Raw genomic sequence first — 12,766 nt, 5'->3', positions numbered from 1 at the left:
CGACTTGTACCCCGATTGTCAAGAAATGATGGAGGACACATCTGTCTCCTGTCAAAGCACAACAGCAGATCTGCATATCTGTTGTTTGGAAATTGCTTGTTGACCTTTTCTCCGGCATAACGCGTCCTGAAACATAGACTATAATAGAAGTTCGGAGCCCAAGGTGGAAAACAGCCTCATTCTGGTCGTCGAGGATGAGCCGGAAATCGCGCAAATTCTATGTGCTTATCTGGAACGGGAGGGATATCGGACGGTTCGCGCAGCTGATGGTGAAACAGCATTGCAACATCATACACTTCTCTCGCCAGATCTCGTTTTACTCGATGTGCGGCTCCCCAAAATGGATGGCTTTACCGTGCTTGGCCGTTTACGTCAGGCTGAAAACACACCCGTTATTATGATAACTGCACTGGCAGAGGATCTGGATCGGCTCAGTGGGCTGCGCTTGGGAGCGGATGATTATATTGTGAAACCGTTCAATCCGCAGGAGGTTGTTGCACGCGTTAAAGCGGTGCTTCGCAGAACCAACGCAGCCTTATCAGAGACGGTGCGCCGTTTCGGCAATTTCGAAGTCGACTTCAAGGCATATTCGGCTTTTGTACACACAGATGAAAGGCGTGTCCCCTTACAGCTCACCCTGAGCGAGTTTCGTATTCTCGCTTACATGATCCGCAGGCCGACGCATGCTTTTGAACGAGCCGATATTCTGGACGCCTGCTTGCCGGAAAGTGAAGCGCTTGAGCGGACGGTCGACACCCATATTTCAAATCTGAGGCGGAAGCTTGAAGAGCTGGGCCAGACTGGCTTTTTTTCGGCGGTGCGGGGTATCGGTTACCGCTTTTGTGATCCAAAATGAGGCTTCCTGCTCTTTCACTCGCTACACAGACAGCCGTCATTATTGCTGCGATGCTGCTGCTCAGTGTCGGATTGGCTTACGTAGGTGTTAATTGGTATTCGTCCTATCTTGAGGAAAGTCTGTTACAGACACTGCCAAGCGGTGCGGCGAATGCCTACCGGGACTTGAATGCGGGTGTATTGCCTGACACAGCGGGCCTCAAAGAGCTATTTGAATCACTCAATGGGCTTTCCGAACCTTTAGATTGGCATCTTTACGTTTCAGTTCTGGTATCCGGCCTGCTTTCAGCACTGATCTGCAGTGCGATAGGGATCTATTTGGCGAGAAGAATTGCGCAGCCACTTGAACAGTTAACAGTGGTTGCTGAAGCTTTGAAGTCGGGCGATTTTTCGGTCCGAATGACGGGTTCTCATAAGAGCACCATAGAAGTGTCGAGCCTTATTGATAGCTTCAATGCACTTGCAACAAGCCTACAGGATATGGAAAACAGGCTGCAATTCAATAACATGGCCGTTGCACACGAGTTGCGCACGCCGCTCACGATTTTGCGCGGCACAATGCAGGGCATGGTTGATGGCGTTTTTCCGATGGAAAAGAAGGCTTTGGAAAATCTTCTTTTGCAAGCTGAAGGATTGTCGCGAATTGTCGAAGACCTTCGAACATTATCCCTTGCAATCGGCCAGAAACTTGTCATCCACACCGAGCGGATAGAACTTTCCGGACTGATTGAAGGTGTTCTGCATTCTGCAAAGCCAATGTTTGATACAAGTCATATTGCGGTTGAAACGGCGCTGCAGCCGGTTGTTGTATCGGGAGATTCTCAGCGTATCCGACAAGCAATCTTGGCGCTTCTTGAGAATGCTTGCAGATATGCAGAAACGGGCGCGAGCCTGCGATGCGAAATAGACAAGCTGGATGATGGTTTTGTCGCAATTCGAATCCTGGATCGTGGTCCCGGCTTTCCAAAGGATATGTGTGGCGTTGAAGTGAAACCATTTTGGCGCGGGGAAATATCGCGATCGCGAGCCACTGGCGGAACAGGGCTGGGGCTTTCAGTGGTTCAGGCGATCGTGATCGCTCATGGCGGAAAGCTGGACCTGCAAAATAGATCTGGCGGCGGCGCATCGGTGTCGATCATTCTTCCGGGCCATGGTGACGATAACGTGGCTTGACGGTGTTTTCGCGTGAAGTTTGTCATGGCGAGAACGGGTATATTTTCCAGCTGTTAGAGCATAAATCCCATCGCAATGAAGCGGGTATCGATCAGATTAGCCGTTTGGCCTCATAGTTGGGGCAAATCTCACCCATATTGACTGGTATGGTAGTATGGTATAAGCAGAAAATGAGGAGATTAAATCATGCAGAGCCCATTGGTGCGACCAACGCATGTCAGTGTCGTGGATCAGCTTTACGCAACATTGCGGGCTGCCATCATTGACAATTTATTGTCGCCGGGCACGCGGATTTCGGAAGCTGATGTGGCTCAACAATATGGCGTCAGCCGCCAGCCCGTACGCGAAGCTTTTATTACGCTTGCCAATGAAGGCTTGCTCGAGGTTCGCCCTCAGCGAGGCACGTTTGTTGCAAAAATTTCACTGCAAGCGGTTATGGATGCCCGTTTCGTTCGCGAGGCTGTCGAGGCGGACATTGTGAAGCTTCTGGCCCAATCGCCTGACGAAGCGCTTGTCACAGAACTGCGTGCATTGCTTGTTCGTCAAGAAGAGCTCATCGGCGGATCGGCTCGCGATTTCATGGATGCAGATGAAATATTCCACCGCACACTTGCTGAAGGCGCTGACAAAGGCAAAGCCTGGCGGGTGGTGGTTGAAATGAAGGCCCAGATGGATCGGGTGCGTTTTCTTTCAAGTATGCATTTTCCTGTTGCGCGCCTGATCGCTCAACACCGTGAGGTGGTTGATGCCATTGCCGCAGGAGACGTGGCGAGAGCCGAACAATTCATGCGGCAGCACCTTCAGGGGATTTTGATTGATCTGCCTGTCATCAAGCAGGAGCGGCCCGAGTATTTTCTATAGTGCCGGAAAACAACGGCGCTGAAATCATTCCAGAGGAGGAAAGAATGAAGTTTCGATCTTTTAAACACATAGCAGCAACCTGCGCCATGCTTGCCGTGATGGGCGGGACCTCGTTTGCACAGGAGGTCACGCTTAAACTTGGTCATCTCGCCAATGAAGAAAACATCTGGCACAAGGCTGCGTTGAAATTTGCAGATGAAGTCAAGTCCCGCACCGAAGGACGGGTGGCGGTCGAAGTTTATCCGAATGAATCGCTCGGCAAGGAAATCGACGTCATCAACGGCATGCAGCTCGGCACTGCCGATATGACCATCACCGGCGAGAGCCTTCAAAATTGGGCACCGAAAGCCGCTTTGCTGGCTTTGCCATATGGATACAAGTCGCTTGAGCATATGGACAAGGTTGCATCCGGCGATATCGGCAAGCAGATTGAAGCCGAAATTATTGAGAAGGCGGCTATTCGACCGCTGACATATTTCGCGCGTGGGCCGCGCAACCTTTCAGCCAATCGTGAGATCACGAAGCCTGATGATTTGAAGGGCTTCAAGGTTCGCGTACCAAATGTGCCAATTTTCGTGGCTGCATGGCAATCGCTGGGTGCCAACCCCACCCCTATGGCTTTCTCGGAAGTCTTTACCTCGCTTCAGAACGGCACCATCGAAGGGCAGGAAAATCCGCTTGCTCTGTTCAAGTCGGGTGGCTTTTATGAAGTTCAAAAAGTCGTCAACAAGACTGAACATGTTCGCTCGTGGATTTATCTCACCATATCAGAGCGTAGCTGGAACAAATTGTCGGAAGCTGATCAGGCCGCTTTGCTGGAAGCTGCCAAGATCACACAAGCCTACGAACGCGAACTGTTTACCGCTGACGAAAAAGCACTCGTTACCGATCTCGAAGCACATGGTGTGAAATTCGTTGACGTCGATCAGGCCGCTTTCGCCAACAAGGCGAAAGATGCCGTCATCGCGTCTGTGCCGCAGGAAATCCGCCCATTGGCCGAACAGGTTTTCAACGACTGAGATAAAGGCTCTGCCGGATTAAATCCGGCAGCTACCCTGTCGAGGATACCATGACAAAAGCATTCAAAGGATTGGAGGGCGTATTTCGCCTTCTGATACTCGCAACATTTCTTGTGCTGATCGGCGCTGTTCTGCTGCAGGTTTACGCACGCACCTTCCTGAGCACGGCTCCCGTCTGGACGGAAGAGCTGACCCGGTTCTGCCTGCTCTATATAGGTGCGCTCGGCGCTGGCCTTGCCCTGCGCAGCGGCGATATGGTCAATGTTGATCTGATATGTGAGAGCTTGCCCGGACGGTTGCCCTGGCTGTTGCGACTGGTCAGCGCAATCTTGACATTGGTGTTTGCAGTCATCCTTTTGCCCGCCGCATGGGACTACACCACCATTGGCAGCCGTCAGACGGCACCTTCTCTGGGCTGGAGAATGGATATCATCCACGCCTCGCAGCTTATTTTGTTTGTTGCCCTGATCATTTGGGCGCTGATGCGTATCATTGAGATGCTGACAGGCCGCCATGATGGGCGCCCCATCCCCAATTCGGAGGAAAACTGATGGGTCTGACCCTTCTTCTTGGCACATTTGTGCTCGGTCTGGTCATCGGTCTACCCGTGGCCGTCACATTGGGCCTGTCTTCAATGGCCTATCTCCTGTTTGCTGATATTCCGCTCGTTGTCATTCCTCAGAAAATGTATGCCGGGATGGACAGTTTCGTGCTGCTCTGTATTCCGGGCTTTATTCTGGCAGGCAATTTGATGAATTCCGGTGGCATTACGGAGCGTATCATTCGCTTTGCCAACGCTTTGGTTGGATGGATGCGCGGTGGACTTGCGCAAGCCAGTATCGCAGCCTCCATGCTTTTTGGCGGCATTTCCGGCACTGCGGTTGCCGATGTTGCATCCGTTGGCGGCATGATGATCCCCGGCATGAAAAAAGTCGGATATCCTGCCTCTTTCTCGGCAGCTGTGACCGCTGCATCATCCACAGTCGGTCCAATGATCCCGCCGAGCGTTCCGATGATTATTGTCGGCTCGCTCTCCGGGCTTTCAGTCGGAAAACTGTTTCTGGCTGGCGCAGTTCCTGGTTTGCTGATGGGTTTTGCGATGATGGTAACAACCTATTTCATCGCAAAGAAAAAGAATTTCCCGCGTGAAAGCTGGAAGGGCGTTCGGGAGTTGTTCACGTCGTTCACTGGCGCGATCTGGGCTATTGCAATGACTGCGCTGATCGTCGGCGGCTTGCTGATCGGGATAACCACACCAACCGAAACTGCTGTGGTGGCATGTCTTTATGCAGCACTCGTGGGCCTGTTCATCTATCGCGAACTGCCGGTAAGCCGTATTCCCAAAATCATTATCGACAGTGCAATCAGTTCTGCCGGCATTCTGGTGCTGGTAGGCACTGCAAATGTTTTTGGCTGGATTTTGGTTGCAGAGCGCATTCCCCAGACACTGGCCAATGCAGTTCTTTCGTTTACGGACAACAAGTTCGTTGTGATTTTGCTGATTAACATTTTGCTTCTGTTCGTTGGCATGTTCATGGAAACGATTGCCGCGCTGATCATCCTGTTTGTGCCTTTGCAGGCACTGGCTATCGCCGTCGGTATTGACCCCATTCACTTTGCCTGTTTTGCAGTGTTGAACCTGATGATCGGTCTGACGACCCCTCCCGTCGGTGTTTGCCTGTTTGTGGCGTCAAATATCGCACGACTCCCTCTATCACCGGTGATCAGAGCGATTATTCCCTACATCATCACCAATATTATCGTTCTTCTCATGGTCAGCTACTTCGCGCCTTTGGCGACATGGTTGCCCAACACTTTGATGCCTTGAGGTTGTGATGACGGAGCAATCGGTAACACGTGTCGTTTGCCTTTATGCGCAGGATGATTTGCGCATTGAGAACAGGCCGCTCGAAACACCGGGGCCAGGTCAGGTCCTGGTCGCAATTCAGGCTGGCGGAATTTGTGGATCTGATCTGCATTACTGGCTGGAAGGCGGTATCGGAACCATTCGTGTTCGCGAGCCGATCATCTTGGGGCATGAGGCATCCGGGCGCATCGAAGCGCTCGGTGAAGGGGTGACGGGTCTGAGGCCTGGCCAGCTTGTGGCCTTGAACCCGTCCCAGCCTTGCGGTGCGTGCCGTTTTTGCCAGCAGGGCCTTGCGCGCCACTGCACTGCGATGCGGTTTAAAGGTTCTGCAATGTATCTTCCGCATCAGCAAGGCATGTTTCGCGACAGGATCGTCATTGAAGCGGATCAATGCTTTGCCGTGCCTGATGACATCGATCCGGGTGCTGCCGCTTGTTCAGAGCCGCTGGCTGTGTGTTTGCATGCAGCCAATCGGGGTGAGGCAATTGCCGGCAGCCTGTCCGGCAAAGTCGTGCTGGTGACGGGAGCGGGCCCGATTGGCGCGCTTTGTGTTGCCGTGGCAAAAAAGCGGGGCGCTTCCGAAATTATCGTGACAGATATTCAGGACGCGACACTGGCGATTGCTGCAAAAATGGGCGCTGATCACACAGTCAATATTGCGGCCAATCCAACCGGCCTTGACCGATGGAAAGATGATAAAGGCAAGGTTGATCTCGTGTTTGAGTGTTCCGCCGCAGCTCCTGCAATCAATGATGCAATTTCGTGTTTGCGTCCACTCGGCACGATGGTGCAAGTGGGTGTTGCAGGGCCAACAACCATGCCATTGAATGTGATGGTTGGTAAGGAAATTCAGTTTATCGGTTCGCAGCGTTTTGATACCGAATTCGCTGATGCTGTGCAGCTTATCGGATCGCGCGCAATTGACCCATGCCCAATCATTACATCCACTTTGCCTGTGACCGATGCGCTTGCCGCATTTCGTGCGGCAACCGACCGTTCCCAATCGGTCAAGGTTCAAATTACTTTTGCCGCTGCATCTGCACGGCACTGAAAACAGAGAGACGACACTATGAGACAGACCTGGCGCTGGTTCGGCCCCAAGGACCTGGTATCCATCGATGATATGTTGCAGGCAGGAGTGGAAGGCGTTGTAACAGCCCTTCACCATGTTGCGACGGGCGTCGTCTGGTCGCCTGCAGAAATTGAAAAGCGAAAACAAGACATCGCCTACATGAAGAACGGGGAAGCCTCCGGTCTTCGGTGGGAGGTCGTTGAAAGCCTTCCGGTTTCTGAGGATATCAAACGCCAGACGGGTGATTGGAAAACACATATCGCAAACTGGAAGACCTCCATGCGAAACCTGCGTGATGCAGGTGTTGAGGTCATCTGCTATAATTTTATGCCGATCCTCGACTGGACGCGCACTGATCTGGCGTATCGATTGCCAAATGGCGCCACCTGTATGCGCTACGACGCGATTGATTTTGCAGCCTTTGATTTGTTTCTTTTACAACGCAACGGCGCATCGGATGATTATAGTCCAGAGGTCTATGAGGCGGCACACAAGCGGTTTGCAGACATGCCTGAGGCACGACGTCTGGAGCTCTCGGGGAATGTCGTGTTTGGCTTGCCCGGTGCCGCTGAACGCATGTCGATGGATGATGTGAAGCGTCATCTTGCGCATTACGACAATATTTCGCCTGAACGTCTCCGGGGGCATCTGATTGATTTTCTGGCAGAGGTCAGCCCGCTGGCAGAAGAACTTGGTGTGCGTTTATGCTGCCACCCGGATGATCCACCGTTTTCGCTGCTTGGTCTGCCGCGCATCATGTCGACCGAAGCCGATTATAAGGCCGTGATGGATGCGGTGAATATTTCGGCAAATGGCATTACGCTTTGCACCGGATCACTGGGCACACGCGCTGATAATGATCTGCCGGGTATGATGAAGCGGCTGGGCGATCGGGTGCATTTTCTGCATCTGCGCAATGTCGCCCTTGAAGAACCGCATCTTGGTGGATCGTTCCATGAGGCCGCTCATCTGGAAGGCCATACCGATATGGTTGCCATGATTGCAGCCATTCTTGCCGAAGAAAATCGGCGCAAGCTTGCGGGCCGCGCAGACTGGCAAATTCCAATGCGGCCTGATCATGGTCAGGACATTCTGGATGATCTGAACAGAAAAGCGCAGCCGGGTTATCCGTCCATTGGTCGGTTGAAGGGGCTGGCGGAATTGCGCGGGATCATGACCGCCCTGTCGCATCCAGATGTCAGGGTGGTGGAATGACAAGACTTTCGGCGCAGGCAAATCTGGGTGCATCGGCCAGTTGGCCTGCTTACACACCGCAGAACCATGGGGCTGGAATTGTCCATTTGGGGCTTGGCAATTTTGCACGCGCTCATCTGCTTGCTTACACCGATGCTGCTCTCGCACAAAATGGCGGCGACTGGCGTGTTATCGGCGTATCGCTGCGTGGAACGTCTGTTGCGGAGAGTTTAAATCCACAGAATGGTCATTACACGCTGATCACACGCGGCGCGACCACAGAGGCACGGGTGATCGGCGCGCTTGAACGGGTATTGGCCGGACCTGATGTTAGTGGCGATGCATTGGAAGCCATGGCATCTCCTGGCTGCCGTATTGTCAGTTTGACGGTGACGGAAAAAGGATATGGTATCACCAGCGATGGTCAGCTTGATGATAGCCATCCTGCGGTCGCTTTCGACCTTGCAAATCCTGATGCGCCCAGGGGAGTGATCGGACTGATTGTCGGTTCTCTGAACCGCAGAATGCATTTGGGATTGCAGCCATTCACTGTGTTGAGCTGTGATAACCTGTCTCATAATGGCGAGAAACTGCGCAACGCAGTCCTGACTTTTGCACGCAAAACCCACGGTGAGACGCTTTTCCATTGGATAGCAAACAATGTCAGCTTTCCTTCATCCATGGTCGATCGCATTACACCCTCATCAAATGCCGATACGACCAAACTGGCCGGAGAACTGAGCGGGCGGGACGATCATGCAGCAGTCGAAACCGAGCCATTCACGCAATGGGTCATAGAGGATCAATTCTGTGCTGGACGGCCAGAATGGGAATGCGCTGGCGTCCTGTTTGTCGATGACGTGACGCCATATGAGCGCATGAAACTTCGCATGCTCAATGGTGCGCATTCCATGCTTGCCTATAGCGGGCAATTGGCCGGAAAAGCACTTGTACGCGATGTTATGGCTGACCCTGATCATGCTGCCCTTGTTCGGCGCCATCTTGCCGCAGCGGCCGCGACTGTCGAAGGACTAACGATTGATCTTGATGAGTATGCTTCAGCATTGGCCGAACGATTTTCCAATCCAGCGATAGCACATTCTACGGCACAGATCGCGATGGATGGGACGCAAAAGCTTCCTCAACGCATAACCGCACCGGCAATGGAGACGATTGCAGCCGGCGGATCCACGCGCCCTTTTGCATTTTCCTTGGCGGCCTGGCTTGCTTATCTTGTTCGCAAAGATAGGTATGGAAATCCGCAAGCATTGAATGACCCGCGTGCAATGGAGCTTCAGAGCGCCTTAAAACATGCGGCAACTGCGGATGATATAATTCGCTCAGTTGCGCTCGTTTGCCCTGAAATTCTTCCAGAGACGTTAATCAACGGCGTTTTCGGCGCCATGCTCAGGGATATGGTTGATGGCATCCAATCCGAAGGCATGGCCGCTTTCATCAAGCATGAGGCACAAAGGGCTGAATAAAGCATAATCTGCCCGAAGCGAAAGTCATGGGATTATGCTTTGACGCCTTCTAAGCAGCAGCCTTCATATGGTAGGTAACCTGCTGATAGGGTATTTTTATTCCCGCCTCGTCAAAAGAGGTTTTAACAGATTTGGTGGTGTTGCGAACGACGTCCCAATAATGATTGCTGTCAATCCAATAGCGATAGCACAAGATAACAGCACTATCGCCCAGCTCATCAACAAAGAAGGTGGGCTTTGGCTCTTGAAGCACTCCCTCCTGTGACAAGACAATCTTCTGAATTATTGAGAACGCATTATCGATATTGTCGTCGTATCCTATACGCACTTTGAAGTCGTGCATCCTCATCTTGAGGCGGCTATAGTTGATGACCGACGTGTTCCAAAGAGTTGAATTCGGAGCCATAATGTAAACGCCGTCATAAGATTTAAGCTCTGTTGTAAACAAGCCTATCTCTTCAACTGTGCCGACAACACTGCCTGCACTTATAAACTCCCCAACCCGAAACGGGCGAAGAACAAGAAGCATAATGCCTGCCGCAATGTTTTGAAGTGTGCCCTGCAAGGCAAGCCCAATGGCGAGGCCTATTGCGCCCAATGCTGCAAGGATTGAGGCAGTCTGAACGCCAAATTGGCCCAGAACCATCACAAAAACGATGGCAAGAACACTGTAGCGGATGACGCCGCCAAAAAACTTTGAAATTGTCTTGTCGAGGCCGCGGATGCCCGATAGCGAGGTGACGGTCCAGCGTTGAAGGGTTCCCGCTAAAATCCACCCTGCACAAAGGATTACAATTGCGCCCAGGGTTGATAGCGAATAGCGCAAAAGCAGATCGGATATCTGGAACAGAAATTGATTGGTGCGTTCAAAGACTTCGGTCGCTTTTTGGTCCATTATTCCTATCTCGATTGTTGGTATTTAAAATTCTCACGTATCGACGATCACATGTCGGCTGAATGCTCCGGTGCGCTGTGGACCAATTGCGTTTCTGGTGTGTGAACCAATGCGAGATAGCGCTCGAACTGAACCAGAACGTCGGAGATCAATTGATCTTTCGTCATGCCCATGACATCGTAACCTCGTCCTCCACTCGAAAAATACGTTCTGGCTTCGTAGCGAAACTCAGGTTTTCCCACGGCCATAGCGGAGAAAGCGGGAATCTGGTGCGAGGCTGGCATTATCCCATAAATGAAGTCGCGAACGCCTTCCGCCGATGAACGCAGTGCAATTGAACCATTGTCTTCTGTGGCGACAACGGTGTCGCGTCCTCGATTGTTGAGTTCCGTTGCGACTTCGGAAAGCGCCTTCATTGCCGGGCCTTCGATAAAAGCGGACACTTCACGCTCGGAAGGTGCATGCAGCATCAACGATAACCGGCGTTGCCAGGTCAGGCCAGACGCTGGTTGTGCCGTGGGAGTGGTTGGAATTCCCGCATGTGCGACCTGTTGGGCGAGGTCGGCCCGCATCCCTTTGAAGAGCGACCAGACAAGAACGAGAATGACGATAGAAAATGGAAGTGCGCTTGCAATCGTCACAGATTGAAGTGCACCCAATCCACCCGCAACAAGCAGGCTCGCGGCAACAATGCCTTCAAGCGCGCACCAGAAGACCCGTTGAGCGGTCGTTGTTTCGGTTTCACCACCGGCGGCAATGGAATCCACAACCAAAGAGCCAGAGTCTGACGAAGTGATGAAGAATATTGCCACCAGAATGACCGCAAGCGTCGAGGTCAATGTGGTCCACGGCAAATATTCGAAGAAATGAAACAGGCCGACCGAAACGTCTGCCGCTATCTCAGCGCCCAGCTTTCCGTTGGCAACAGTGGTGTCAATCAGGATTGCGGAATTGCCAAAGACAGTCATCCAAAAGAATGTGAAGCCTGCTGGAATAAACAAAACGGCTGTAACAAATTCGCGCACTGTTCGCCCTCTGGAGATACGCGCGATGAACATACCGACGAAAGGCGACCAGGAAATCCACCATGCCCAATAGAAAAGAGTCCAGGCATCGATCCATGGTGTTGGCTGATAGGCATAAATGTTGAATGTTCTAAGAACAATCGTATCCAGATAAAGTCCGATATTTTGAACAAAATCGCGGAACAGCTGCGAAGTTGGGCCCACGACGAGAACAAACAGCATCAGCAAAATTGCAATCAGAAGGTTCACTTCCGATAGAATGCGAACACCTTTATCAAGCCCGGTGACAACGGATATGGTCGCAAGGCCGGTAATGACCAATATTAAAGGAAGCTGAACCTGCAATCCGATGGGGACGCCCGTCAGATAATTAAGTCCTGCATTGATTTGCGAAACACCCAACCCAAGCGAGGTTGCGATCCCGAACATTGTTCCGACAATCGCAAAAATATCAACAGCGTGCCCAATCGGGCCGTTAATCCGTTCTTTTAAAAGTGGATATAATCCCGAGCGGATTGTGAGTGGAAGATTGTAGCGATAACCAAAATAAGCAAGCGAAAGCCCCACGACCGCGTAAATAGCCCAGGCGTGAATGCCCCAATGGAAGAACGTCACAGCCATGGCCTGGCGCGTTGCTTCGATCGAGCGGGGTTCCGCTGTTGGCGGGGCCATGAAGTGAGACATCGGCTCACCCACAGCATAATACATCAACCCGATGCCCATGCCGGCGGCAAAAAGCATCGCAATCCACGACATAAAACTGAAATCCGGTGTGGAGTCGTCCGGCCCTAATTTGAGGCGTCCATATCGCCCCAGACTGAGCAACAGAACACTGGCCAGAAAAATCCCAACAACAAGAAGATAAAACCAACCGAAGTTTGCAAGAATACTGTTTTGCAAAGCAGTAAAAATTTCAGCGGCCTGATCTGGAACAATTACACCGATCGCGAGAAACAATCCTATGATAATAATCGAACCGAAGAATACGGGCGGATTGATAATAAATTTTGCTGGCATTTTCTCTCACAAAATTGGGGCATAAATTCCAAACTTCAAATCTAGGTTTGGCCACAATTTTGTCAATGTGAAAGAGAGTATTTTTTATAGGAATCAAAAATGCATGGCTACACTGTAAAATGTAGAAAATTGCGAATTTTAAATTATAATATAATTATTGCTATAAATTTATATTGTTTAGTTTATTAAATGTATTGATATTTCGATATGAAAATAAACTATTATAGAATTTTCTTTCGCGATTTTATTGGTTTTGAATGGCGATTATCTCTGCCTGCCGCGCAGGATAACAGAGATCCCTTGT

The 12,766-nt window shown here is 51.4% G+C and carries 11 protein-coding genes; 9 read left to right on the top strand and 2 right to left on the bottom strand.

Annotated features, from left to right (window positions below):
- Positions 1–163: 163 nt before the first annotated feature.
- From OPR82_RS15900 to OPR82_RS15860, 9 genes are all read left to right on the top strand, one after another.
- The gene (locus OPR82_RS15900) at positions 164–856 is read left to right on the top strand and encodes a response regulator (protein ID WP_265985915.1); all 693 of its coding nucleotides are present in this window, start codon (positions 164–166) and stop codon (positions 854–856) included.
- Positions 853–2,028: an ATP-binding protein gene (locus tag OPR82_RS15895; protein WP_265985914.1), complete on the top strand. Its 1,176-nt coding sequence runs from the start codon at positions 853–855 to the stop codon at positions 2,026–2,028. The genes OPR82_RS15900 and OPR82_RS15895 overlap by 4 nt, the downstream gene beginning before the upstream one ends.
- A 186-nt stretch (positions 2,029–2,214) precedes the next feature.
- A complete protein-coding gene (locus OPR82_RS15890; RefSeq protein WP_265985913.1) occupies positions 2,215–2,889 on the top strand; it encodes a GntR family transcriptional regulator in 675 nt (224 codons plus the stop codon).
- A 44-nt stretch (positions 2,890–2,933) separates the two neighbouring features.
- Positions 2,934–3,908 (top strand): TRAP transporter substrate-binding protein, encoded by a 975-nt coding sequence (locus OPR82_RS15885; RefSeq protein ID WP_265985912.1) that lies wholly within the window; start codon positions 2,934–2,936, stop codon positions 3,906–3,908.
- Positions 3,909–3,958: 50 nt separating this feature from the next.
- Positions 3,959–4,459 (top strand): TRAP transporter small permease, encoded by a 501-nt coding sequence (locus OPR82_RS15880; RefSeq protein ID WP_265985911.1) that lies wholly within the window; start codon positions 3,959–3,961, stop codon positions 4,457–4,459.
- The gene (locus tag OPR82_RS15875; protein ID WP_265985910.1) at positions 4,459–5,736 is read left to right on the top strand and encodes a TRAP transporter large permease; all 1,278 of its coding nucleotides are present in this window, start codon (positions 4,459–4,461) and stop codon (positions 5,734–5,736) included. The genes OPR82_RS15880 and OPR82_RS15875 overlap by 1 nt, the downstream gene beginning before the upstream one ends.
- Positions 5,737–5,743: 7 nt before the next feature.
- Positions 5,744–6,826, top strand: a complete 1,083-nt coding sequence (locus OPR82_RS15870; protein ID WP_265985909.1) for an L-idonate 5-dehydrogenase — start codon at positions 5,744–5,746, stop codon at positions 6,824–6,826.
- A gap of 18 nt (positions 6,827–6,844) precedes the next feature.
- Positions 6,845–8,062: a mannonate dehydratase gene (gene uxuA, locus OPR82_RS15865; protein ID WP_265985908.1), complete on the top strand. Its 1,218-nt coding sequence runs from the start codon at positions 6,845–6,847 to the stop codon at positions 8,060–8,062.
- Positions 8,059–9,525, top strand: coding sequence for a mannitol dehydrogenase family protein (locus OPR82_RS15860; protein WP_265985907.1), 1,467 nt, complete (start codon positions 8,059–8,061; stop codon positions 9,523–9,525). Before uxuA ends, OPR82_RS15860 begins: the two co-directional genes overlap by 4 nt.
- A 49-nt stretch (positions 9,526–9,574) precedes the next feature.
- Here the strand turns inward: OPR82_RS15860 and OPR82_RS15855 are convergent, their stop codons facing one another.
- Both OPR82_RS15855 and OPR82_RS15850 read right to left on the bottom strand, forming a co-directional pair.
- Positions 9,575–10,420, bottom strand: a complete 846-nt coding sequence (locus tag OPR82_RS15855) for a mechanosensitive ion channel family protein (protein ID WP_265985906.1) — start codon at positions 10,418–10,420, stop codon at positions 9,575–9,577.
- 47 nt (positions 10,421–10,467) lie between these two features.
- A complete protein-coding gene (locus OPR82_RS15850; protein WP_265985905.1) occupies positions 10,468–12,462 on the bottom strand; it encodes a BCCT family transporter in 1,995 nt (664 codons plus the stop codon).
- Positions 12,463–12,766 lie beyond the last annotated feature (304 nt).

It is taken from the genome of Ochrobactrum chromiisoli, assembly GCF_026241335.1.
Lineage (GTDB): Bacteria > Pseudomonadota > Alphaproteobacteria > Rhizobiales > Rhizobiaceae > Brucella > Brucella chromiisoli.
This window is presented reverse-complemented; position numbering and strand designations above follow the sequence as displayed.